This is a genomic window from Pseudomonas sp. C6002, assembly GCF_013385805.1.
GTDB lineage: Bacteria > Pseudomonadota > Gammaproteobacteria > Pseudomonadales > Pseudomonadaceae > Aquipseudomonas.
The window spans coordinates 41,638-63,996 of record NZ_JACAPH010000030.1; the positions used below are offsets into that span (position 1 = coordinate 41,638).

Below are 22,359 nucleotides of genomic sequence, written 5' to 3' on the forward strand. Positions count from 1 at the left end.
TCTTAACTTTAATCGGCGCTGCCCCCCGCAGCGCCCGTAACGGCAGTTTTAACCATGTCTGTGTTCACCCCCCTGGCTCGGCCCGAGCTGGAAACCTTTCTTGCCCCTTACGGGCTCGGCCGCCTGCTTGATTTCCAGGGGATTGCCGCTGGTAGTGAAAACACCAATTTCTTCATCAGCCTGGAACAGGGCGAATTTGTCCTGACCCTGGTCGAGCGCGGCCCCGTGCAGGAAATGCCGTTCTTCATCGAACTGCTGGACGTGCTCCACGACGCTGATTTGTCAGTGCCTTACGCCCTGCGTACCACCGACGGCGTGGCCTTGCGCGAGTTGGCGGGCAAACCGGCGCTGCTGCAACCGCGCCTGGCGGGCAAGCACATCAAGGACGCCAACGCCCAGCATTGCGTGCAAGTGGGCGAATTGCTCGGGCACCTGCACCTGGCCACCCAAGGCGAGAAGGTGCTGGAACGCAAGACCGATCGCGGGCTGGACTGGATGCTCAGCGAAGGCGCGCAACTGATCTCGCACCTCGACGCGGAACAACGCGGCCTGTTGCAAGCGGCGCTGGATGAGATCGAGGCGCACAAGGCGCAGATCCTCACGCTGCCCCGGGCAAACATCCACGCCGACCTGTTTCGCGACAACGCGATGTTCGAAGGCACGCACCTGACCGGGCTGATCGACTTCTACAACGCCTGCTCGGGGCCGATGCTGTACGACGTGGCGATCGCCCTGAACGACTGGTGCTCGGACGCCGACGGCGTGATCGACGGCCAACGGGCGCGGGCGTTGCTGGGGGCTTATGCGGGCTTGCGGCCGTTTACCGCCAAGGAAGCGGAGCTGTGGCCGACCATGCTGCGTGTGGCCTGTGTGCGGTTCTGGCTGTCACGCCTGATTGCGGCGGAATCGTTCGCCGGGCAGGACGTGCTGATTCACGACCCGCGCGAGTTTCAGGTGCGCCTGGCGCAACGCCAGCAGGTCAAGACCCCGCTGCCGTTCGCGCTGTAAAGATCGTACGCGATCAAAATGTGGGAGCGGGCTTGCTCGCGAATGTGGAGTTTCAGTCACCAGATGCGCTGACTGATGCACCGCATTCGCGAGCAAGCCCGCTCCCACAGTGGTTATGCGGCGTCTGTCAGAGCGACTCCAGGCACCCAGCCAGGTCATTCCCCAGCTTCTCCAGCACCTGCTCATACCCCTGGGCGGAGGCCGGCGTGTAGCCGCCCAACGCATCCAGCTCCGCCAGCTTCACCGGCAAACCCGCCACCAGCGTTTCCGCAAGGCGCGGGCGCAACGGCGGCTCGCTGAACACACAAGTCTTGCCCACTTCCTGCAAACGCGTACGCATCGCTGCCACATGCTGGGCACCCGGCTGCACTTCTGCGGCCACACTGAACACCCCGGTGTGCTTGAGGCCGTAGGCATCTTCGAAGTAATCGAAGGCTTCATGGAACACGAAGTACGGCTTGCCGGCGACGTCCGCCATACGTGCCTTCAAGCGCGCGTCCAGTGCATCCATACGGCCATCAAAGGCCTTCACGTTGCTCTGGTAACGCTCGGCGTTCGCCGGGTCGGCAGCGCTGAGGTCCGCCGCCATGCGGTTCGCAATCACCCGGGCGTTGACCGTCGACAGCCACAAATGCGCATCCAGGCTGCCCGGGCGATGGTCATGATCATGTTCGTCGGCATCTTCAGCATGGGAGTGGCTATCTTCGGCGAACCGACGCAGTTTCATTCCCGGAAGGTCCTGCACCGCCACCGTCGGCAAGCTGCGGCCTTTCAAGACACGCGGCAGAAAGCTTTCCATGTCCGGGCCGATCCAATACAGCAGGTCCACCGACTGCACGCGCCGTACGTCGGAAGGGCGCAACGCATAGTTATGCGGCGAAGCGCCCGGCGGCAGCAATACCTCGGGAATCGCCACGCCATCCTGCACAGCAGCAGCAATCAGTTGTAACGGTTTGATACTGGTCAGCACCCGAACCTCCGCCTGAGCGGCACCGGCAAGCAGCAAACTGGTGACAAATACGACAAAAACGGGAAAAAGTCTGGACACGATGACCACTCAAGGAGGCAGGAACAGGTAACATAATAACGTCTCTCACAAATATCTGTCGCCGCTCATGCCTAAAACACCGCTTGCCAGCCGTCCCCATGACCACTCTCACTGCGTGCACAGCGCACTGTCAGAGGCCGACGCCTTGTGCGCGCGCCAAGGCCTGCGCCTGACCGCCCTGCGTCGCCGGGTGCTGGAGCTGGTGTGGCAAAGCCACAAGCCGCTGGGTGCCTACGACATCCTCGGCGTGCTCAGCGAGCAGGACGGCCGCCGCGCCGCGCCGCCCACGGTTTACCGCGCGCTGGACTTCCTGCTGGACAACGGCCTGGTGCACCGCATCTCATCGCTCAACGCCTTTGTCGGCTGCAACCACCCGGAACACGCGCACCAGGGCCAGTTCCTGATTTGCCGCGAGTGCCACGCCGCCATCGAACTTGAGCAAAAAAGCATCAGCGACAGCATCATCAAGAGCGCCGGCGACGTCGGCTTCAAGGTCGAAGGGCAAACCGTCGAAGTCGTCGGTGTGTGCTCGGGCTGCCAGGGGGCTTGATGAGCACTGCGTTAATCCGCCTGGAGCAGGTCGGGGTCACGTTCGCCGGGCAAAACGTGCTGGACAACATCGCCCTGAGCGTCGAGCCAGGTCAGATCGTCACGCTGATCGGCCCCAACGGTGCCGGCAAGACCACCCTGGTGCGCGCCGTACTCGGCCTGCTCAAGCCCGACAGCGGCAGCGTGTGGCGCAAGCCGAAGCTGCGAGTTGGCTACATGCCGCAGAAGCTGCATGTGGACCCGACCTTGCCCCTCTCGGTGCTGCGCTTCCTGCGCCTGGTGCCCGGTGTCGACCGTGCCCGCGCACAGTCCGCCCTCAAGGAAGTGGGCGCCGAACAGGTGATCGACAGCCCGGTGCAAAGCATCTCCGGTGGCGAAATGCAGCGTGTGCTGCTGGCCCGCGCCCTGCTGCGCGAGCCGGAATTGCTGGTACTGGATGAACCCGTGCAAGGCGTCGACGTCGCCGGCCAGGCCGAGCTGTACAGCCTGATCACCCGCCTGCGGGACCGCCATGGTTGCGGCGTGCTGATGGTCTCCCACGACCTGCACCTGGTGATGAGCACCACCGACCAGGTGGTGTGCCTCAATCGTCACGTGTGCTGTTCCGGCCACCCGGAACAGGTCAGCGGCGATCCGGCTTTTGTCGAGCTGTTCGGCAAGAACGCCCAGAGCCTGGCGATCTACCACCACCATCACGACCACGCCCATGACCTGCATGGCGCTGTAGTCGATGACTCCACCGCATCCCACACCCACGTTCATGGAGATAGCTGCAAGCATGGCTGATTTTCTGCTCTACGCCCTGCTGGCAGGCTTGGCTCTGGCGCTGGTGGCGGGCCCACTGGGCTCGTTCGTGGTCTGGCGGCGCATGGCCTATTTTGGCGACACCCTGTCCCACGCTGCGCTGCTGGGCGTGGCCATGGGATTTCTGCTGGATGTGAGCCCGACCATTGCCGTCACCGTCGGCTGCCTGCTGCTGGCTGTGCTGCTGGTGACCCTGCAACAGCGTCAGCCGCTGGCCTCCGATACCCTGCTGGGCATCCTGGCCCCAAGCACCTTGTCCCTGGGCCTGGTGGTGCTGAGCTTCATGCATGAAGTGCGTATCGACCTGATGGCCTACCTGTTCGGCGACCTGCTGGCTATCAGCCCCACCGACCTGGCGTGGATTCTAGGCGGCAGCGCGGCAGTGCTGGTGCTGCTGGTGACGCTGTGGCGCCCGCTGCTGGCGATCACCGTTCACGAAGAACTGGCCACCGTCGAAGGCTTGCCCGTGGCGGCGCTGCGCATGACCCTGATGCTGCTGATCGCCGTGGTGATCGCTGTCGCGATGAAGATTGTCGGCGTATTGTTGATCACATCGCTGCTGATCATCCCGGCTGCTGCGGCCCAGCGTCACGCCCGCTCGCCGGAGCAAATGGCGCTCGGCGCCAGCCTTCTGGGGATGCTCGCGGTGTGTGGTGGCCTGGCGCTGTCCTGGTTCAAGGACACCCCGGCCGGGCCGTCGATTGTGGTCACGGCGGCCGCCCTGTTTCTGCTGAGTTTTGTCCTGCCCCGTCGTGGGGTGTAGACTTGCTCGCTTTTTGCGCAATTAGAGAGTCGCAGGAATGAAGCTGTTCAACGCCCGTTATCTGCTCCTTGCCGCATTTTCCTTGCTGCTGGGCGCCTGCCAAAGCACCCCGCCCGCCGCCCCCCAGGCGCCGGACGCACGTGCTGCGGCCATCGCACAGCTGGAGCAAAACCTCGCCAGCAGTGAACTGGCCACCGCCGAAGACGAGCTGGCCGCCTTGCAGGCCCAGTCGCCCAACGATCCGGCGCTGGAGCCTTATCAGCGCCAACTGGCCGAAGCCTATTTGCAGCGCAGCCAGATCGTCCTGCAAAAGGGTGATGTCAACGCTGCCGCGACGGCCCTGAGCCGCGCACGGGCATTGATGCCCAAGGCTCCGGCGCTGACCGGTGGCGTCAACAGTGCGATCGCCCATGCCCGTAAAGTCGAGCTGGACAAAGCCGAGGCCGCTCTGAAAGCCGCCGAAGCCAAGCCGCCGGCCAAGGTCATCGACCCGGCAGCGCCAAGCACTACGGTTGCGCTGAACCTCACCGATATCGAGGCGCTGCGCCATCAACTGGATGAGATCGCCACCGATGTGGTGAATTACCAGTGCGATGTGAGCATCCAGGCGCCGCGCACCGAAGATTACCCATGGCTGGCCACGTTGCTGACCAAACGGGTGAAGCGCATCGATTCGGGGTATGACCTGAAGATTCACCGGCAGATCCTGAAGAAGGTTCCGGCGCAGGTCGTGCTGATTCCGCGTAAGACTGAATAACGCCATTCGCGAGCAAGCCCGCTCCCACATTTAACCGAGTTCCAACTTTGGAATGCGGTCAAATGTGGGAGCGGGCTTGCTCGCGAAAGCGATCTAACAAACAACCGATACCTTAAGCCGGAACAGCTTTAGCCTTCGGCTCCCGATCCCAGACCCGATGCTGGGCAATCGCCGCAAAGAACGCCTTAAACGCCTTCGCGTCGCCGCCCACAATCAAGCCCGCATCCGCCTCAAGCTTCAGCACATCCAGCAACTGCTTCGCCTCACCGGCCAGGGCAATTGCTTTCAAGTGCTTGTAGGCCTCCAGCAGGTAATGCAACGCCACACCATCAGCGCTCAACGCCTGAACCGACTTGGCGCCACCCGGCACAAACACCGCATCGAACGCCACCGAAGGCAAGCCTTCCATGGAAGCATCCACCGGCAGGCTCTTGCCATCCGCCGTCGTTACCGGCGCCGAGGTAGGCCCCAGCAACTTCGCATGCGCACCTGCGGCCTCAAGCGCCTTCTTCAAGGCATCAATCTCCGCACCATCAACACCGTTCGCCGCCAGAATCGCCACCTTGCGGGTCTTGATATCACCCGACAGCAAATTGGCCTGGCTCAACGCTGGCGAGCGTTCCGGAGACGTCTTGCGCTCTGGCACCGTACCTTTAGTCGGTGCTGGCAAGCCCAGGTTCTGCGCCACACGCTTGGCCAGTTCCAAGTCGATGTTGGCGAGGATCTCGTTCACCTGGCGAGCGCGAATAAACTCACGCTCCACCTTGCCCAGTTCAAAGCTGTAGGCGGCGATGATGTGCTCCTGCTCGTGCTTGCTCATGCTGCGAAAAAACAGGCGCGCCTGGGAGAAGTGATCACCGAACGACTCGCTGCGCTCACGGATCTTGTGGGCATCAATACGCTCCGGATACGTCTCAAAACCACCGTCCTGCGCCGCAGGCGGAGTTTCTTTCGGCCAGCCGCCATCAATCGAGTTCGGCTCGTAGGACGCGCGGCCCTTGTCTATGGTGGTGCGGTGCATGGCATCGCGCTGGCCGTTATGGAACGGCGCTACCGGACGGTTGATTGGCAACTCGTGAAAGTTCGGCCCGCCCAGTCGGCTGATCTGCGTATCGGTGTAGGAAAACAGACGGCCTTGCAGCAGCGGGTCATTGGAAAAGTCGATGCCCGGCACGATATGCCCCGGGCAGAACGCCACTTGCTCGGTCTCGGCAAAGTAGTTGTCCGGGTTGCGGTTGAGCACCATTTTGCCCAACGGCGTGATCGGCACCAGCTCTTCGGGGATCAGCTTGGTCGGGTCGAGAATATCGAAGTCGAACTTATGCTCGTCCTCTTCGGCGATGATCTGCACGCCCAATTCCCACTCCGGGTAATCGCCACTTTCAATGGATTCCCACAGGTCACGACGGTGGAAGTCCGTGTCTTTGCCCGCCAGCTTCTGCGCCTCGTCCCACACCAGGGAGCAGGTGCCGACGGTAGGCCGCCAGTGGAATTTGACGAAGTTGGATTTGCCCTCGGCATTCACCAGGCGGAAGGTGTGCACGCCAAACCCCTGCATGGTCCGCAGGCTTTTCGGGATCGCCCGGTCAGACATGGCCCAGATCACCATGTGCGCCGACTCCGGCTGCAGCGAGACAAAATCCCAGAACGTATCGTGGGCCGAGCCGCCGGTAGGAATCTCGTTGTGGGGCTCAGGTTTTACCGCATGCACGAAGTCAGGAAACTTGATCGCGTCCTGAATGAAAAACACCGGCATGTTGTTACCCACCAGGTCGAAGTTGCCCTCATCGGTGAAGAACTTCACGGCAAAGCCACGCACGTCACGCACGGTATCACCCGAGCCGCGAGGGCCCTGCACCGTAGAGAAACGCGCAAATACCGGGGTTTTGTGTTCGGGGTTACGCAGGAATCCGGCCTTGGTCAGCGCCGAGTGGTTTTCGTAGGTCTGGAAATAACCATGGGCACCGGTACCCCGAGCATGAACGATACGTTCCGGGATCCGCTCATGGTCAAAGTGCGTGATTTTTTCACGCATGATGAAGTCTTCCAGCAGCGATGGGCCACGGGAGCCGACCTTCAAGCTGTTCTGGTTATCGGAAACCTTCACGCCCTGGTTGGTGCGCAGTGCTTGGCCCGTCGCGTCGGAGCGGAATGTTTCCAGACTTTGCAGCTTGGCGTTGGTGTTGCCACGGTCCAGAGTGTCGGTGCCCGCAAGTTCGCTCTTGGGCGGGGTAACTGGCTTTTTAGTACTCATCAGACAAAAACTCCTCGTTTGCGTAGGCCAGAGCGATCCCCGGCTCTTCTTGAGCAAAACCCCAGGCACGGCACCTGGGAGTTTCGAGTTGCTTATGTAGTGACTGACACGGTTTTGTACCGTTCCTTTTTTATGACCTTTGATCGCGTTATTGCCAAATCGCTGGTCGGATGAGAAATAAATGCTAAGAAACGCTATACGGACAGGCTAAAATGCGCGCCCGGCTAACCGCTGATCCCTTTTTAATGCGCCCCACAAGGTTCGCTACGTGATCGAGTTTCATAACGTCCATAAAACCTACCGGGTCGCCGGTAAGGATATCCCCGCACTGCATCCCACCAACCTGCGCGTCGAAAATGGCCAGGTGTTTGGTCTGATCGGCCATTCCGGTGCGGGAAAAAGTACTTTGCTGCGTCTGATCAACCGCCTGGAGCAACCCAGCGGCGGCCAGATCAAGGTCGATGACGAAGAAGTCACCGCCCTCGACGCCAACGGCCTGCGCCGTTTCCGGCAACAGGTCGGGATGATCTTCCAGCACTTCAACCTGCTGGCATCCAAGACCGTTGCCGACAACGTGGCGCTGCCGCTGACTCTCGCGGGCGAACTTTCCCGCAAGGAAATCGACCTGCGCGTGGCCGAATTGCTGGCCCGGGTCGGCCTGTCCGACCACGCCAAGAAGTACCCGGCGCAGTTGTCGGGCGGCCAGAAGCAGCGCGTCGGCATCGCACGCGCCCTGGCCACCAAGCCGAAAATCCTGCTATGCGACGAAGCCACCAGCGCCCTCGACCCGCAGACCACGGCTTCGGTCCTGCAACTGCTGGCCGAGATCAACCGCGAGCTGAAGCTGACCATCGTGCTGATCACCCATGAAATGGACGTGATCCGCCGCGTGTGCGACCACGTGGCCGTGATGGACGCCGGCGTGATCGTCGAGCAAGGCACCGTCGCCGACGTATTCCTGCACCCCAAGCACCCGACCACCAAGCGCTTCGTGCAGGAATCCGAGCAAGTCGACGAAGGCGAACAGCGTGATGACTTCGCCCATGTACCGGGGCGCATCGTGCGACTGACGTTCCAGGGCGAAGCGACCTACGCGCCGCTGCTGGGTACCGTCGCCCGCGACACGGGTGTGGACTACAGCATCCTCGCCGGTCGTATCGACCGCATCAAAGACATTCCCTACGGGCAACTGACCCTCGCCGTCACCGGCGGTGACATGGAGGCCGCCTTCGCCGCCTTCACCGCGGCAGACGTCCATATGGAGGTGCTGCGCTAATGGAAATCCTCTTGAGCTTTTTCTCGAACATCGACTGGTCGGAAATCCTGCTCGCCACCGGCGACACCATGACCATGCTGTTCGGCTCGCTGCTGTTCACCGTATTGCTGGGCTTGCCGTTGGGCGTGCTGCTGTTCCTGTGCAGCCCGCGTCAGCTGTTCGAACAAAAGAATGTTTATGCGCTGTTGTCGCTGGTGGTGAACATCCTGCGTTCGCTGCCGTTCATTATCCTGTTGATCGTAATGATCCCGTTCACGGTGCTGATCACCGGCACCTCGCTGGGTGTTGCCGGTGCAATTCCGCCACTGGTGGTGGGTGCCACGCCGTTCTTTGCGCGCCTGGTGGAAACCGCGCTGCGTGAAGTGGACCGCGGGATTATCGAAGCGACCCAGGCCATGGGCGCGACCACTCGCCAGATCATTACCAACGCGTTGCTGCCCGAAGCCCGCCCCGGCATCTTCGCGGCGATTACGGTGACGGCGATTACACTGGTTTCCTACACGGCCATGGCCGGTGTAGTGGGTGCCGGTGGCCTGGGTGACCTGGCGATCCGCTTCGGTTATCAGCGCTTCCAGACCGACGTGATGGTGGTCACCGTGGTGCTGCTGCTGATCCTGGTACAAATTCTGCAAACCGTCGGCGACAAGCTGGTGGTGCACTTTTCTCGAAAATAACGGCTATTGCCGGCGTTAAGCCGGCCAATTCCCGAACAAGGAGCTTGTTGAATGAAAAAACTACTGGTTGCTTTCGCCGCCGTTGCCGCGTTCTCCGCCCACGCCGCCGAAACCCTCACCGTGGCCGCGTCCCCGGTGCCGCACGCTGAAATCCTCGAATTCGTGAAGCCGGCTCTGGCCAAGGAAGGCGTGGACCTGCAGGTCAAAGTCTTCACCGACTACGTTCAGCCAAACGTACAGGTAGCCGAAAAGCGCCTGGACGCCAACTTCTTCCAGCACCAGCCGTACCTGGATGAGTTCAACAAAGCCAAGGGCACTCATCTGGTGAGCGTTGGCGCTGTGCACCTGGAGCCTCTGGGCGCCTACTCCAGCAAGTACAAGAAGCTGGAAGACCTGCCAAGCGGCGCCAACGTCGTGATCCCGAACGACGCCACCAACGGCGGCCGTGCGCTGTTGCTGCTGGCCAAGCACAACCTGATCACCCTGAAGGACCCGACCAACATCCTGTCGACCATCAAGGACATCACTGAAAACCCGAAAGGTCTGAAATTCCGCGAACTGGAAGCCGCCACCCTGCCGCGCGTGCTGACCCAAGTCGACCTGGCGCTGATCAACACCAACTACGCCCTGGAAGCCAAGCTGGACCCGTCCAAGGACGCACTGGTGATTGAAGGCAACGACTCGCCTTACGTGAACATCCTGGTGACCCGCGAAGACAACAAGGATTCGGACGCGGTGAAGAAGCTGGTAGCAGCCCTGCACACCCCGGAAGTGAAAGCGTTCATTCTTGAGAAGTACAAAGGCGCGATCCTGCCGGCGTTCTGATCCAAGGCCGAAACCCCGATCGAAAAAGCGGACGCAGAGCGTCCAGTGCGGCATTCCCACGCAGAGCGTGGGAACGATCCAAACCAATGTGGGAGCGGGCTTGCTCGCGAAGGCGGTGGTTCAGTCGATACATCTGTTGACTGACACACCGCCTTCGCGAGCAAGCCCGCTCCCACATTTGATTTGTGTCGCTCAGAAAATGGTCGGCAGGCTTATTTACGCTGCAACAACCCCGGGAACTGCGCCACCAGCTTCTGGTTGTTCAACGGCGCCCGGATAAACCCGCGTTGCGTTCCATCCGGCCCGATCAGCGCGAGGTTGCCGCTGTGGTCGACGGTGTAGTTGGGCTTGCTGGTGTCTGCCGGAATAAACGGAATGCTCACCGCATTCGAAACCTTCTGCACATCGTCCACACTCGCACCGGTCAGGCCCTCGAACTGTGGATCGAAGTAGCCCAGGTACTGCTTGAGTTGCGCCGGTGTATCGCGGTTCGGGTCAACGCTGACCAAAATCACTTGCAACTTATCCACAACGTCCTTGGGCAGCTCGCTCTTGATCTGGCGCAGTTGGGCGAGGGTGGTCGGGCAGATATCCGGGCAGAAGGTGTAGCCGAAGAACAGCACGCTCCACTTGCCTTTCAGCTCGTTGACCACCACCGGCTGGCCGTCCTGGTTGGTCATGGTCACCGGTGGCAACTGACGGCTTTGCGGCAGCAGGATGATGCCGGCATCGATCAAGGCCGTCGGGTCGCCCTGGCCTTTGCCACTCAGGACTTTGTTGACGGTCAGGCCCATGATCAACGCGACAATGGCCACCAGAATGAAGACAGTTTTTTGAGTTCGAGTCATAGGTTCAACAATAGGTAATGATCTACGAGCAGGGCGATAAACAGCATGAACAGGTACCCGATAGAGTACTTGAAGGTGTTGATCGCCGCGTGCGGCCGACTGCCACGGTACAGCACCCAGGCCCATTGCAGAAAGCGCCCGCCCAGAACCAGTGCGCACACCAGGTACAGCATGCCGCTCATGTGGATGACATAGGGCATCAGGCTGACCGCCAGCAAGGCGAAGGTGTAGAGCAGGATATGCACCTTGGTGTAGTGCTCGCCGTGGGTCACGGGCAGCATCGGGATGTCGGCCTTGGCGTATTCCTCCTTGCGGTGAATCGCCAGGGCCCAGAAGTGCGGCGGGGTCCAGGCGAAGATGATCAGCACCAGCAGCAACGGCTCGGCGCTGACGTGGCCAGTGACGGCAACCCAACCCAGCAACGGCGGCGCGGCGCCGGCGAGGCCGCCGATAACGATGTTCTGCGGCGTCGCACGCTTGAGAAAGCCGGTGTAGATCACCGCATAACCCAACAGCGAGGCCAGGGTCAGCCAGGCGGCCAGCGGATTGGTAAACGCCAGCAACAGCGCCAGCCCGGCCACCGCCAGCACCATCGCAAAAACAAGCGCCGCCACAGGCGATACGCGCCCTTCCGCCAGCGGGCGCTTATGGGTACGCGCCATCAGCGCATCAATGCGCCGGTCCACCACATGGTTGACCGCCGCCGCGCCGCCGGCACACAGCGCGATCCCCAGGTTGCCGAAAATCAGCACCGGCCACGGTACCCCGGCGCGGGTGGCGAGGAACATGCCCACCAGCGAGGTGATGAGCATCAGCACCACCACTTTTGGCTTGGTCAGCTCCAGATAGTCACGCCAGATCGCCTGGCTGTGACGCTCGCTGATCAAGGTCGCCATGGCATCTCTCCTTTAATGGTTATGAGGCCCGACACGTGTTTACGCGGGCTGAAGCGCCAGCCGAACGGCAACTGATGTCGCACCCGAACCAGGCTGGTGCGGGCGTGGTAATTGACCAGCACCAGCGTCAGCAGCAACGCCGCGCCGCCGGCGTTATGCGCGACCGCAACCGGCAGCGGCAGGTGGAAGTACACGTTACTCAGGCCCAGGCAGAGTTGCGCCGTCAGGGCGATCAGCAACAGGCCCGCCAGGCGGGTCATGCCGACCACCTTGAGCTGCCAGGCCAGGCCCAGCAACACGACAGTGACCAGCAGCGCGCCAATCCGGTGGGTGAGGTGAATCGCCGTGCGCGCATCACTGTCCAGTTGCCCGCCGAGGTAATTGGGGCCGATATGCTGGGTGAGGTGAAAGCCATTGGCGAAATCCGCCGCCGGCCACCATTGCCCGTGACAGGTCGGCAGGTCGATACACGCCACGGCTGCGTAGTTGGAGCTGACCCATCCACCCAGCGCGATCTGGCCGATCACCAGCACCAGCCCGGCCGTCGCCCAATACTGCAAACGCCTGGGCACGATCAGCGCCGGCAATACGCCGGACAATCGCAGCGTCAGTAAGAACAGCAGGCTCAACGTCGCAAACCCGCCCAATAAATGCCCGGTGACCACTTGCGGCCAGAGCTTCAGCGTCACCGTCCACATGCCAAACGCCGCCTGGGCGAACACCACCGCCAACAGGAACAACGGCAGCTTCAACGGCTGGCCCGGATGATGCCGATGGGTCCAGGCGCGCGCCGCCAGCAGCACGATCAACAGCCCGAGGGTGCCGGCGAAGTAACGGTGGGTCATCTCGTTCCAGCCCTTGTCCGCCTCGACCGGAGTGTCCGGGTAATGCAGTTCGGCATGGGCCAGCTGGGCTTCGCTTTTCGGCACGCTGATAAAGCCATAGCAACCCGGCCAGTCCGGGCAACCGAGACCCGCGTGGGTGAGGCGGGTATAGGCGCCCAGCAGCACCACGATCAGGGCCAGCAGGGTGGCAAACAGCGCGAGGCGAAATCCAGGTTTGGCCATGACGGTGTCCTTATCCGATGTTCGACAGTTTCAGCAGCAGGCGCAGGTCGTTGAGCAGGTCCTTGCCCTTGACCCGGGCGTCGTAGCGCAGCACCAGGTTGCCGTGGGGGTCGACGATCCACAGCTGGGCATCGCCGCTGCCTTGGGCGGCGGCGTCTTTGTTGAAGGTCGACAGGTCCAGGGAATAGCGTTGCAGTTGCGGGTATTCGGCCTTGAGTTTGGCGTCATACGCGGTGCTGACCGGCTGCGCACTGGCCAGGGCGTGGCTGGCGCGGGAGGCATCACGGCCCAGGCCGATCTGGAGTTGGCGTGCGAGGTACACCAGTTGCTGGCAGTCGGCGGCGCAAGCGGTGGGCGCGGTGACCAGCAGTTGCCAGCGGTCTTCGTCAGCCTGCACGCCAATGTCGGCACGGGTCTGGCCATTGCCGATCATCTCGCCGTGGTAGCTGCGGCTGTCCGGCACCCAGAACTGCAATTTGTACATAAAGGTGGCGAGCACCATCGGGCCGACCACCATCAGCAGGATCAGGATCAGTTGCCAGCGGCCCTTGCGCCGATTGGGCGCTGCCGGCGCGTCAGATATGTTGAGTGGATTCATGGCCGCTCCCATGGCGCTTCTCCTTTTTTGTGTTGTGCCATCCGAGGTAGAGGTAAAGGCCGAACAGCGCCACCGCCATGGCGAACCACTGCACGGCATAGCCCAGGTGTTTTTCCGGGCCCATGGCGACCACGGGCCAGTTGGTTTCGAAAGTGCCAGGGCCCGCTTCAGCCCGCACTTCATAGGCGAATCCGCTGCGGCCCAACTCGGTCCACAGCGCTGCGGGATGCAGCGCGGTCAACAATCGTGGCCACTGTGCGCCCGCCGGATCGGCATGCAACTGGAAGGTCTCGCCAGGCGCCACATAGACCCAGGCGTCGAGATTCAACAGTTGTTCGGGAGTGGTGAAAACCGGCGGTGCACGGCGGTCCGGCCAGGGCAGCCAGCCACGATTGAGCAACAGCCACTGGCCGCTGGCCTGATCATGGAAAGGTTGCAGTAGCTCCACACCAACCTTGCCGTCGCGAAAGCGGTTATCCAGCAACACGCTGTGCTCGGCATCGAACTGCCCGCGCAAATGCACACGACGGAATGCCGGATCTTCGGTGGCCTGCAGTTGCGTACTGCTCATGGGCTCGGCAGCGCGGCGCTCGGCGTAAGTGTCCAGCAGCGCCTGTTTTTCGTGACCGCGAGACAGCTGCCAAAAGCCGAGAAATACCAGTAACGGCAGCAGCACGAGTACCACCAGCGTCGGCGCAATACCGGGGCGAAAGGGTTTCATGGCATTGCCGCAGAGGTCGGTGCTGCGCTGGCTATACTGAATCTCATTGCTCGCCCCCTCCAAAAAAGAGCCCCGGAGCCCACCATGCTCAAAGCAGCCATTGCCCTGATGCTGATTGCTACCGTCGTGAGCCTGTTCAGTGGCTTGTTCTTCCTGGTCAAGGACGAGGGCAACTCCAACCGCCTCGTCACTGCCTTGACCGTGCGTGTGGTGCTGGCCGTGATCACCCTGGGGTTGATCACCTGGGGTTTCTTCAGCGGCCAGCTGGTATCTCATGCGCCCTGGTGAAACACCTCAAAGCACGTAAACGAAGAAAAACAGCCCGATCCACACCACGTCCACAAAGTGCCAATACCAACTGGCCGCCTCGAACCCGAACTGGTGTTCGTTGTTGAAATGCCCCTTCAGGATGCGCATCAGCATCACAAACAAAATGATCGTGCCGATGGTCACGTGGGCACCGTGGAAGCCGGTGAGCATGAAGAAGGTCGCGCCGTACACGCCGGAACCCAGGGTCAGGCCCAACTCCTTATAGGCATGGATGTATTCCTCGGCCTGGAACCCGAGAAACGCCCAACCCAGCAACACGGTGATCGCCAGCCAGATCTTCAGTGCGCCGCGATGGCCTTTGCGCAAGGCATGGTGGGCGATAGTGATGGTCACGCTGGAGCTGACCAGCAAGATCGTGTTGATCAGCGGCAAGCCCCACGGGCTGATGGTGCCCTTGGGCGCCGGAAACATTTTCGGGTCAGGATTGTTCAGCAGCGGCCAGGCAAATTCGAAGTTCGGCCACAGCATGTGCGCGATGCCCTTGTGGCCTTCGCCCGCCAGCCACGGCGCCGACATGTGCCGCACATAAAACAGCGCACCGAAAAACGCGATGAAGAACATCACTTCGGAAAAGATGAACCAGGTCATGCCCCAGCGAAAGGAGCGGTCCATCTGCGAACTGTACAAACCGGCGCGACTTTCCTTGATCACCGCGCCGAACCAGCCAAACATCATGTAGGCCAGCAGCAAGCCACCGACGAAAAAGATCAGCGGGCCGTGGGATTCCGGGCGTGCGGCCTTCAAATCGTTGAACCAGGTCGCCAATCCGAACACCGTGATCAGCATCCCCAACGTAGCAATTATTGGCCATTTGCTTTGCGCTGGTACGTAGTACGTATCATGAGTCGACATGTATTCGTTCTCCTAATCGAGCCCGCAAGCAACGCCTAGCCGCCGGTATGGACAGCCACGGGCGGTTGGCGCGCGGTGATATCGAACAGCGTGTACGCCAGGGTCAAATGCTTCACATCCTTGGGCATGTCGCGGTCGACAATGAAGCGCACCGGCATCTCTATGCGCTGACCTGGCTGTAGCACTTGCTGGGTGAAGCAAAAACACTCGGTCTTGTGGAAGTACATCGCCGCCTCGGCCGGCGAAATGCTCGGCACCGCCTGGGCGGTCATCGGCTTGTCGGTGGGGTTGTAGGCCACGAACAGCATCTCGGTGACTGCGCCGGGATTGACCACCACCTCGTCGGCCTTGGAGTGGAATTCCCAGACCATATCGATGGCATTGGTGGATAGGAACTGCACCCGCACCTGCCGCGTCGGGTCCACCACCTGCTCGCCTTCGTACTGCCCGGCGGTCTTGCCATTGATGCCGAACGCCTTGCACATCACGTCGTAGATCGGCACCAGGGCAAACCCGAAGGCGAACATCGCCACCACCAGGATCAGCAGGCGCGTGACCAGGCGCTTGATAGGCACGGACTCAAGCATGGCGGCCACCTGCGAATGAATGTTCTGCGAATGGCCTTTCTGTGGGAGCTGGCTTGCCTGCGATGCTGGCAACTCGGTCTTTCAGGTACACCGAAGTGATGCCATCGCAGGCAAGCCAGCTCCCACAGGATAGGGAGATGTTCATTTGACCTCCGGTGGCGTGGTGAAGGTGTGGTACGGCGCGGGCGAAGGAATGCTCCACTCCAGCCCTTCGGCGCCATCCCACGGCTTGGCCGGCGCAGGCGGGCCGCCACGGATGCACTTGATGACGATGAACAGGAAGAAGATCTGCGTCGCGCCAAAGGTGAAGGCACCGATGGAGGAGACCATGTTGAAGTCGGCGAACTGCAGGTTGTAGTCCGGCACCCGACGCGGCATGCCGGCAAGCCCTACGAAGTGCATCGGGAAGAACGCCATGTTCATCCCCACGAACGACAGCCAGAAGTGCAGCTTGCCCAGGGTTTCGTCGTACATGTGGCCGGTCCATTTCGGCAGCCAGTAGTAGGCCGAGGCGAAGATCCCGAAGATCGCCCCAGGCACCAGTACGTAATGGAAGTGCGCCACCACGAAGTAGGTGTCGTGGTACTGGAAATCCGCCGGGGCGATGGCCAGCATCAGCCCGGAGAAACCGCCGATGGTGAACAGAATCACGAAGGCCACCGCGAACAGCATCGGCGTCTCGAAGGTCAGCGAGCCTTGCCACATGGTGCTGACCCAGTTGAACACTTTCACGCCCGTGGGCACCGCGATCAGCAGCGTGGCGTACATGAAGAACAGCTCGCCCACCAGCGGGATGCCCACCACGAACATGTGGTGCGCCCACACGATGAACGACAGGAATGCGATGCTCGCCGTGGCGTACACCATCGAGGTGTAGCCGAACAGCGGCTTGCGCGAGAAGGTCGGGATGATCGAGCTGACGGCACCGAACGCCGGCAGGATCATGATGTACACCTCGGGGTGGCCGAAGAACCAGAACACATGCTGGAACAACACCGGGTCACCGCCACCGGCGGCACTGAAGAAGCTGGTGCCGAAGTGGATGTCCATCAGCATCATGGTCACGCAGCCCGCCAGCACCGGCATCACCGCGATCAGCAGGAACGCGGTGATCAACCAGGTCCAGACGAACAGCGGCATTTTCATCAACGTCATGCCGGGAGCGCGCAGGTTGAGGATGGTGGCGATGACGTTGATCGCGCCCATGATCGAACTGATGCCCATCAAGTGGATGGCGAAGATGAAGAACGTCACGCTTTCCGGCGCGTAGGTGGTGGAGAGCGGGGCGTAGAAGGTCCAGCCGAAGTTCGGCCCGCCGCCGGGCATGAACAGGGTGGAAACCAGCATCAGGAACGCCGCCGGCAACAGCCAGAAACTGAAGTTGTTCATGCGCGGCAGGGCCATGTCGGGCGCGCCGATCATCAACGGAATCATCCAGTTGGCCAGGCCGACAAACGCTGGCATCACCGCACCGAACACCATCACCAGCCCGTGCATGGTGGTCATCTGATTGAAGAACGCCGGCTCGACGATCTGCAAACCCGGCTGGAACAGCTCGGCACGGATCACCATGGCAAACGAGCCACCAAGCAGGAACATGCAGAAGCTGAACCACAGGTACATCGTGCCGATGTCTTTGTGGTTGGTGGTCAGTACCCAACGCATCAGGCCCTTGGCGGGGCCGTGAGCGTGGTCACCGGCATGACCGTGGTCATCGATCACAGCGCTCATGGCCTTTCTCCTGCGAACGAGTGGGCGGGACGGTTCAGGGAATATGCAATGAAGGAAGTCATTTGCTTTCCGCCTGTTTCAGAGCCAGCACGTCTTTAGGTGTGACCATGTCGCCTTTGTTGTTGCCCCAGGCGTTACGTTCATAGGTCACGACCGCCGCGATATCGACTTCCGACAGTTGCTTGCCGAACGCCGCCATGGCGGTGCCGGGCTTGCCGAAGTACACGCGGTGCAGGTGGTCTTCCTTGGGCCCGGTGGCAATCGGCGAGCCCTTGAGCGCCGGGAACATCGGCGGCAGGCCCTGGCCTTCGGCCTGGTGACAGGCGACGCAGGTGGTGTGGTAGATCTTGTCGCCACGGGCCACCAGCTCATCCAGGGTCCATTCCTTGGAGGTCAGCTCCTTGAGCTTGGCCGCCTCTTCCTTACGCTCGCCGAGCCAGGTGTCGTAGTCGGCCTTGGATTTGACCTCCACCACGATGGGCATGAAGCCGTGGTCCTTGCCGCAAAGTTCGGCGCACTGGCCGCGATAGATGCCGGGCTTTTCGATGCGGGTCCAGGCCTCGTTGACGAAGCCGGGAATCGCATCACGCTTCACCGCAAACGCCGGCACCCACCAGGAGTGAATCACGTCCGCAGCGGTCACCAGGAAACGCACCTTGGCACCCACCGGCAGCACCAGCGGCTGGTCGACTTCCAACAGGTAATGCTCGCCTTTGACGGCCTGGTTATGGATCTGCTCGGCGGGCGTGGCCAGGTTGCTGAAGAACTCGACATCCTGGCCCAGGTATTTGTAATGCCACTTCCACTGGTAGCCGGTGACCTGGATATCGATATCCGACTCAGTGCTGTCGTAGATGTTGATCAGCGTCTTGGTGGCCGGAATGGCCATCGCCACCAGGATCAGCAAGGGCACCACGGTCCAGAGAATCTCCACCGTCGTACTCTCGTGGAACTTGGCTGCCACCTGTCCCGTGGAGCGCCGGTGAACGATCATCGACCAGAACATCGCGCCAAACACGACGATGCCAATCGCCACACAAATCCAGAAAATGGTCATGTGCAGGTCAAACACGGCGTGACTGACTTCAGTGGCCCCTGGCGCCATATTCGTTGTCCAGGCGGCTTGCGCCTGGCCGAATACTGACCACAACAGGAGGCCCATCCAAACATGTGGATGTCGCGTCATTGCGGGTTCCCCTTATCATTCTTGTTATCCCGCCGGTTTGCACCTGCGGCCAAGGGAGCGGCTTCCATACTGCTTACAACCGCCAGGCCTTGCCTGCTCATGCAGTCGGGCGTCATCAGCTAATTGCGTACAAAATCGAGTATAGACAGCGACCGCCACCCCGCAATGTGATCGGGCAAATGAACGAAAATGAGGAAACGGACCACACAACAGGACCGGTGGCGCGCGTTATCCGACGAACGATGGCAATTTGATATAACGCCAGCGCATAACCATGAAATAATTATGACAAATGCGTCTTAGGCTCTCGTATAAACGAGCTACCTTATGCTCTCCCTATTTCCTACGCCTGCATCACTGGAGCTTTCATGAACACCGCCGCATTGCGCGAGCAGATTTCCCGTGCCCATCAACACGAATCCAGCACTGGCCAGCTTGCTCAGCAGCTGGAAGTTCAGTTACCGCACCTGCACCCGGCGATTTCCGTGCCTGACGTCGACGCCAAGGGCGTGATGACGCGTTTTGTAAGCGCCTACATCGACCAGGTCCCCGATCTGCTGGACGCGGCCAACGATGTCGCCCGCGAAGCCGGTATTGAAAGCCAGATCAAACCGGTGCTGAAAATCGCCGAGCATTTCTTCCTGCAGCCGCCGGCGATCCTGGCCGGGCATGAAGGCCTGGACGGTTTGCTGGATGAGGCTTACCTGGCGCATCGCCTGGTGGAAGAGGTCAACGATCTGTATATCAAGCACTTCGGCCAGCCGTTGATTCCGCTGGATACCACTGTGGCGAACGTGATTGCCCACCAATTGATCGGCGAGGCGTTTGCCAATCAGCTGGATGAGGCGGTGCACCACGCGGTGGATGAGATGCTTAACGAGGAGAGTTTTGCGCTGGAGTCGGTCGAAGCCTACCGCGACAAGCTCAAGAGCCCGGACACGGAAGCGGCGTGGAAACGCTGGCCGTGCCTGTCGCGGCAGTTGGGCGTGGGTCTTGAGCTGGACCAGCCAGCTTAGATTTGCCGGCTTGCAAAGATCCAATGTGGGAGCGGGCTTGCTCGCGAAAGCGGTGTATCAGAAACACATTCAGTGACTGACACTGCGCCTTCGCGAGCAAGCCCGCTCCCACATTTTGATCCGGTTTCGTCAGCCAACAGACGGCGCCGAGCCTATTCCGGTCGTCGTTCTTACCCGTCCTTCCAACCTGCGCTTCAACCCCCGCGCCTCGATCATCAGCTTCGAGCCCTTGGCCGCATTGGCCCGACCCCATTCCTCCAATAGCTCAAGGCAGGAGTGGTCGATATAACTCAGGTTACTGAGCGGCACATGCAAGGTGGTCCCGGCGGGTACCGTCGACAGCACCTGGGTTAATGCAGGCACTTTGAGAAAGGTCCCGGCCCCCGTCAATCGCAGCTCCATCTCGCCCTCCTGCGGCAGGTCGATCAGGCTTATCTTCAAGCGTGAGGCCTTGAACGCCAGCTTCACCAGCGTCAACCCGAAGCCCACCAACACACCCGTCAGCAGGTCGGTAAAGATGATCGCCAGCGCCGTCGCCGCGTAGGTAAACATCGGCATTCGCCCGTAGCGCGCCAGGCCACGAAACGCCTTCATGTCCACCAGCTTGATCCCGGTGTACACCAGCACACCCGCCAGGCTTGCCACCGGAATGCTTTGCAGCACACTGGACAGCAACAGCACGAACGCCAGCAACCACAAGCCGTGGAACATTGCCGACAAACGCGTGGTAGCGCCGGCCTGGACGTTGGCCGAACTGCGCACGATCACACCGGTCATCGGCAGGGCGCCGACCAGGCCACACAGCATGTTGCCCACGCCTTGTGCCGACAATTCCTTGTCGAAGTCGGAACGCTGGCCACTGTGCATACGGTCGACTGCCGCCGCCGAAAGCAGCGTTTCAGCGCTGGCGATAAAGGCGACGGCGAACGCGGCGATCAACAGATTGGGATCCGCCAGGTTCAACAGGTCGCTGGGGCGCAGCCAATCGATGGCATCCGCGAGGTTTTCCGGCACCTCCACCCGCTTGACCTGCAACGCCAGCACCAGGCTGGTGACTGTCGCCAAACCCACGCCGAGCAGGGCGCCGGGGACGAAGCGCAGCTTTTGCGGGCGAAATTTGTCCCACAACCACATCACCATAATCGTCGACAGCCCGAGCAAACCGGCCTGCCAGCCGAGCCCGCCGCCCAATGTGGGGATCGCCTGGATCAGTGCCGCAGGGAAGCCGGCAAGGTTATCCAGCCCCGAGGGCTTTGGCACACCGTCGAGCATCACGTGTACTTGCGACAGGACAATCAGCACCCCGATCCCCGCCAGCATCCCGTACACCACTGCAGGCGCAGTCACGCGGAACCAGCAGCCCAGGCGCAAACGCCCGGCCACCAATTGCAGGAAGCCCGCCAGCAACAGGATCGGCCCGAGCATGGCCATGCCATGCTGGCGAACCAGTTCGAACACCAACACCGCCAAACCTGCCGCCGGACCGCTGACTTGCAACGGCGACCCCGCCAGCCAACCGACCACCAGGCCACCGATGATCCCGGTGATCAAGCCTTTGGCCGGAGGCATTCCGGACGCGATGGCGATCCCCATGCACAGCGGCAGGGCGACCAGAAACACAACCACGGAAGCCAGCAGCTCCCGTGGCAGCACAGCTTTCAATTGAGCAGCACGCATAATGACTCTCCCGAGGCATTCGCCGGGCGTGGCAAAGCCTGGCTGCTCGAATGGCAGCCATCGCGTTACCCGACAGGGGATTGTTTTAGAAGCGCGCTTTAGGCGTCGCGGATGGAATCGGCTGGGTACCGTTCAAGGGCAGGAACGCTGCCTGATCCGCATCGTAGGCCCTGATTTCGCTGGTCTCGATGTCGTAGACCCAGCCATGGATAAACAAATGCCCGTTGGCCATGCGCGAGGCCACGGAGGGATGAGTGCGCAGGTGCTGCAGTTGGGCGATCACGTTTTCTTCGGTCAGCACGTGCATGCTTTCGTGTTCGTTGGCGCAATCGCAGTTGTCCTGGACCATGGTCTTGGCGACTTCGGCGTGGCGCAGCCAGGCCTTTACCGTGGGCATTTTTTCCAGGCTTTGGGGGTTGAGCACCGCGCGCATGGCGCCGCAGTCGGAGTGGCCGCAAATGATGATGTGCTGCACACCAAGGGCCAGTACCGCGTACTCGATAGCCGTTGAAACACCGCCGTTCATCTGCCCATAAGGCGGCACGACGTTACCGACGTTACGGGTCACGAACAAATCCCCAGGGGAGCTATGGGTGATCAGCTCGGGAACGATGCGCGAGTCGGCGCAGGTAATGAACATCGCCCGCGGGCTCTGGGCCGTGGCGAGTTTTTTGAAGAGCTCTTCCTGCTGGGGGAAGATCTCGTTATGGAAATGCAAAAAGCCTTCAACGATGTGCTGCAGCGCTGCATCGGCGGATTCCGCCTCGTGAGGGGCTGAAGCCGACGCAGCCAACGGCTGTTTATCCTTGTCACTCATAATTCATCCTCTTGGTTGGAGCAGGGGAGTTTTCCAGTGCGGCCGACGCCCAAACTGAAGCGCCGACTCATTAGT

General features: G+C 61.2%; 23 protein-coding genes. 10 read left to right on the top strand and 13 right to left on the bottom strand.

Annotated elements, in window-relative coordinates:
- The first annotated feature begins 54 nt into the window (after positions 1-54).
- Complete coding sequence (locus HX817_RS19880; protein WP_177040930.1) at positions 55-1,008, top strand: homoserine kinase; 954 nt, start codon at positions 55-57, stop codon at positions 1,006-1,008.
- A 127-nt stretch (positions 1,009-1,135) separates the two neighbouring features.
- On the opposite strand, the gene HX817_RS19885 is transcribed toward HX817_RS19880, so the two are convergent.
- Positions 1,136-2,065 carry a zinc ABC transporter substrate-binding protein gene (locus HX817_RS19885; RefSeq protein ID WP_008439631.1) on the bottom strand — a complete coding sequence of 310 codons (930 nt, stop codon included), beginning with the start codon at positions 2,063-2,065 and terminating at the stop codon, positions 1,136-1,138.
- A gap of 58 nt (positions 2,066-2,123) precedes the next feature.
- On the opposite strand from HX817_RS19885, the gene HX817_RS19890 reads away from it, so the two are divergent.
- The 4 genes from HX817_RS19890 to HX817_RS19905 are packed head-to-tail and all read left to right on the top strand — an operon-like array spanning position 2,124 to position 4,929.
- Positions 2,124-2,606 (top strand): Fur family transcriptional regulator, encoded by a 483-nt coding sequence (locus HX817_RS19890; RefSeq protein WP_003214819.1) that lies wholly within the window; start codon positions 2,124-2,126, stop codon positions 2,604-2,606.
- Complete coding sequence (znuC, locus tag HX817_RS19895; RefSeq protein ID WP_003214821.1) at positions 2,606-3,391, top strand: zinc ABC transporter ATP-binding protein ZnuC; 786 nt, start codon at positions 2,606-2,608, stop codon at positions 3,389-3,391. The genes HX817_RS19890 and znuC overlap by 1 nt, the downstream gene beginning before the upstream one ends.
- Complete coding sequence (gene znuB, locus HX817_RS19900) at positions 3,384-4,172, top strand: zinc ABC transporter permease subunit ZnuB (protein WP_003214823.1); 789 nt, start codon at positions 3,384-3,386, stop codon at positions 4,170-4,172. The genes znuC and znuB overlap by 8 nt, the downstream gene beginning before the upstream one ends.
- A 37-nt stretch (positions 4,173-4,209) precedes the next feature.
- The gene (locus HX817_RS19905; protein ID WP_003214825.1) at positions 4,210-4,929 is read left to right on the top strand and encodes a PA5502 family lipoprotein; all 720 of its coding nucleotides are present in this window, start codon (positions 4,210-4,212) and stop codon (positions 4,927-4,929) included.
- 112 nt (positions 4,930-5,041) lie between these two features.
- Here the strand turns inward: HX817_RS19905 and katE are convergent, their stop codons facing one another.
- The gene (gene katE, locus HX817_RS19910) at positions 5,042-7,183 is read right to left on the bottom strand and encodes a catalase HPII (RefSeq protein WP_177028121.1); all 2,142 of its coding nucleotides are present in this window, start codon (positions 7,181-7,183) and stop codon (positions 5,042-5,044) included.
- A 268-nt stretch (positions 7,184-7,451) separates the two neighbouring features.
- On the opposite strand from katE, the gene HX817_RS19915 reads away from it, so the two are divergent.
- The 3 genes from HX817_RS19915 to HX817_RS19925 are packed head-to-tail and all read left to right on the top strand — an operon-like array spanning position 7,452 to position 9,958.
- Positions 7,452-8,459, top strand: coding sequence for a methionine ABC transporter ATP-binding protein (locus HX817_RS19915; protein ID WP_003214829.1), 1,008 nt, complete (start codon positions 7,452-7,454; stop codon positions 8,457-8,459).
- Positions 8,459-9,133: a methionine ABC transporter permease gene (locus tag HX817_RS19920; protein WP_003214831.1), complete on the top strand. Its 675-nt coding sequence runs from the start codon at positions 8,459-8,461 to the stop codon at positions 9,131-9,133. Before HX817_RS19915 ends, HX817_RS19920 begins: the two co-directional genes overlap by 1 nt.
- A 51-nt stretch (positions 9,134-9,184) precedes the next feature.
- Complete coding sequence (locus HX817_RS19925; protein ID WP_003214835.1) at positions 9,185-9,958, top strand: MetQ/NlpA family ABC transporter substrate-binding protein; 774 nt, start codon at positions 9,185-9,187, stop codon at positions 9,956-9,958.
- Between the two features lie 212 nt (positions 9,959-10,170).
- On the opposite strand, the gene HX817_RS19930 is transcribed toward HX817_RS19925, so the two are convergent.
- Genes HX817_RS19930 through HX817_RS19950 form a run of 5 tightly spaced genes read right to left on the bottom strand, consistent with a single transcriptional unit; the run spans position 10,171 to position 14,088 of the window.
- Positions 10,171-10,806, bottom strand: coding sequence for an SCO family protein (locus HX817_RS19930; RefSeq protein WP_008439627.1), 636 nt, complete (start codon positions 10,804-10,806; stop codon positions 10,171-10,173).
- The gene (cyoE, locus tag HX817_RS19935; RefSeq protein ID WP_003214839.1) at positions 10,803-11,702 is read right to left on the bottom strand and encodes a heme o synthase; all 900 of its coding nucleotides are present in this window, start codon (positions 11,700-11,702) and stop codon (positions 10,803-10,805) included. Before cyoE ends, HX817_RS19930 begins: the two co-directional genes overlap by 4 nt.
- Positions 11,690-12,769: a heme A synthase gene (locus HX817_RS19940; RefSeq protein ID WP_177035394.1), complete on the bottom strand. Its 1,080-nt coding sequence runs from the start codon at positions 12,767-12,769 to the stop codon at positions 11,690-11,692. Before HX817_RS19940 ends, cyoE begins: the two co-directional genes overlap by 13 nt.
- Positions 12,770-12,779: 10 nt before the next feature.
- On the bottom strand, positions 12,780-13,379 hold the full coding sequence (locus HX817_RS19945; RefSeq protein WP_177035393.1) for a hypothetical protein: 600 nt from the start codon (positions 13,377-13,379) through the stop codon (positions 12,780-12,782).
- Complete coding sequence (locus tag HX817_RS19950; protein WP_177040932.1) at positions 13,345-14,088, bottom strand: SURF1 family protein; 744 nt, start codon at positions 14,086-14,088, stop codon at positions 13,345-13,347. Before HX817_RS19950 ends, HX817_RS19945 begins: the two co-directional genes overlap by 35 nt.
- 84 nt (positions 14,089-14,172) lie before the next feature.
- On the opposite strand from HX817_RS19950, the gene HX817_RS19955 reads away from it, so the two are divergent.
- The gene (locus HX817_RS19955; RefSeq protein WP_010168612.1) at positions 14,173-14,376 is read left to right on the top strand and encodes a twin transmembrane helix small protein; all 204 of its coding nucleotides are present in this window, start codon (positions 14,173-14,175) and stop codon (positions 14,374-14,376) included.
- Positions 14,377-14,382: 6 nt separating this feature from the next.
- On the opposite strand, the gene HX817_RS19960 is transcribed toward HX817_RS19955, so the two are convergent.
- From HX817_RS19960 to coxB, 4 genes are all read right to left on the bottom strand, one after another.
- Positions 14,383-15,270 (bottom strand): cytochrome c oxidase subunit 3, encoded by an 888-nt coding sequence (locus tag HX817_RS19960; RefSeq protein ID WP_003214849.1) that lies wholly within the window; start codon positions 15,268-15,270, stop codon positions 14,383-14,385.
- 35 nt (positions 15,271-15,305) lie between these two features.
- Positions 15,306-15,857: a cytochrome c oxidase assembly protein gene (locus tag HX817_RS19965; RefSeq protein ID WP_008439615.1), complete on the bottom strand. Its 552-nt coding sequence runs from the start codon at positions 15,855-15,857 to the stop codon at positions 15,306-15,308.
- A gap of 141 nt (positions 15,858-15,998) precedes the next feature.
- Positions 15,999-17,588, bottom strand: coding sequence for a cytochrome c oxidase subunit I (ctaD, locus tag HX817_RS19970; RefSeq protein ID WP_003214853.1), 1,590 nt, complete (start codon positions 17,586-17,588; stop codon positions 15,999-16,001).
- 58 nt (positions 17,589-17,646) lie between these two features.
- Positions 17,647-18,774: a cytochrome c oxidase subunit II gene (gene coxB, locus HX817_RS19975; RefSeq protein ID WP_003214854.1), complete on the bottom strand. Its 1,128-nt coding sequence runs from the start codon at positions 18,772-18,774 to the stop codon at positions 17,647-17,649.
- A gap of 368 nt (positions 18,775-19,142) precedes the next feature.
- Here coxB and HX817_RS19980 point away from each other — a divergent pair, with 368 nt between their 5' ends.
- The gene (locus HX817_RS19980) at positions 19,143-19,790 is read left to right on the top strand and encodes a hypothetical protein (RefSeq protein ID WP_003214855.1); all 648 of its coding nucleotides are present in this window, start codon (positions 19,143-19,145) and stop codon (positions 19,788-19,790) included.
- 129 nt (positions 19,791-19,919) lie between these two features.
- Here HX817_RS19980 and HX817_RS19985 read toward each other — a convergent pair whose 3' ends face one another.
- Positions 19,920-21,467 (bottom strand): SulP family inorganic anion transporter, encoded by a 1,548-nt coding sequence (locus HX817_RS19985; RefSeq protein WP_008439613.1) that lies wholly within the window; start codon positions 21,465-21,467, stop codon positions 19,920-19,922.
- 85 nt (positions 21,468-21,552) lie between these two features.
- A complete protein-coding gene (locus HX817_RS19990) occupies positions 21,553-22,284 on the bottom strand; it encodes a carbonic anhydrase (protein WP_003214859.1) in 732 nt (243 codons plus the stop codon).
- Between the last annotated feature and the right edge of the window lie 75 nt (positions 22,285-22,359).

Coding starts and splice junctions, on each gene's coding strand:
- HX817_RS19965 (WP_008439615.1), bottom strand. CDS start 15,857: ATGCTTGAGTCCGTGCCTATCAAGCGCCTGGTCACGCGCCTGCTGATC.
- HX817_RS19960 (WP_003214849.1), bottom strand. CDS start 15,270: ATGTCGACTCATGATACGTACTACGTACCAGCGCAAAGCAAATGGCCA.
- HX817_RS19905 (WP_003214825.1), top strand. CDS start 4,210: ATGAAGCTGTTCAACGCCCGTTATCTGCTCCTTGCCGCATTTTCCTTG.
- cyoE (WP_003214839.1), bottom strand. CDS start 11,702: ATGGCGACCTTGATCAGCGAGCGTCACAGCCAGGCGATCTGGCGTGAC.
- HX817_RS19920 (WP_003214831.1), top strand. CDS start 8,459: ATGGAAATCCTCTTGAGCTTTTTCTCGAACATCGACTGGTCGGAAATC.
- HX817_RS19945 (WP_177035393.1), bottom strand. CDS start 13,379: ATGGGAGCGGCCATGAATCCACTCAACATATCTGACGCGCCGGCAGCG.
- znuB (WP_003214823.1), top strand. CDS start 3,384: ATGGCTGATTTTCTGCTCTACGCCCTGCTGGCAGGCTTGGCTCTGGCG.
- HX817_RS19930 (WP_008439627.1), bottom strand. CDS start 10,806: ATGACTCGAACTCAAAAAACTGTCTTCATTCTGGTGGCCATTGTCGCG.
- HX817_RS19880 (WP_177040930.1), top strand. CDS start 55: ATGTCTGTGTTCACCCCCCTGGCTCGGCCCGAGCTGGAAACCTTTCTT.
- HX817_RS19955 (WP_010168612.1), top strand. CDS start 14,173: ATGCTCAAAGCAGCCATTGCCCTGATGCTGATTGCTACCGTCGTGAGC.
- HX817_RS19940 (WP_177035394.1), bottom strand. CDS start 12,769: ATGGCCAAACCTGGATTTCGCCTCGCGCTGTTTGCCACCCTGCTGGCC.
- HX817_RS19985 (WP_008439613.1), bottom strand. CDS start 21,467: ATGCGTGCTGCTCAATTGAAAGCTGTGCTGCCACGGGAGCTGCTGGCT.
- HX817_RS19890 (WP_003214819.1), top strand. CDS start 2,124: ATGCCTAAAACACCGCTTGCCAGCCGTCCCCATGACCACTCTCACTGC.
- znuC (WP_003214821.1), top strand. CDS start 2,606: ATGAGCACTGCGTTAATCCGCCTGGAGCAGGTCGGGGTCACGTTCGCC.
- HX817_RS19990 (WP_003214859.1), bottom strand. CDS start 22,284: ATGAGTGACAAGGATAAACAGCCGTTGGCTGCGTCGGCTTCAGCCCCT.
- katE (WP_177028121.1), bottom strand. CDS start 7,183: ATGAGTACTAAAAAGCCAGTTACCCCGCCCAAGAGCGAACTTGCGGGC.
- HX817_RS19925 (WP_003214835.1), top strand. CDS start 9,185: ATGAAAAAACTACTGGTTGCTTTCGCCGCCGTTGCCGCGTTCTCCGCC.
- ctaD (WP_003214853.1), bottom strand. CDS start 17,588: ATGAGCGCTGTGATCGATGACCACGGTCATGCCGGTGACCACGCTCAC.
- HX817_RS19980 (WP_003214855.1), top strand. CDS start 19,143: ATGAACACCGCCGCATTGCGCGAGCAGATTTCCCGTGCCCATCAACAC.
- coxB (WP_003214854.1), bottom strand. CDS start 18,774: ATGACGCGACATCCACATGTTTGGATGGGCCTCCTGTTGTGGTCAGTA.
- HX817_RS19950 (WP_177040932.1), bottom strand. CDS start 14,088: ATGAAACCCTTTCGCCCCGGTATTGCGCCGACGCTGGTGGTACTCGTG.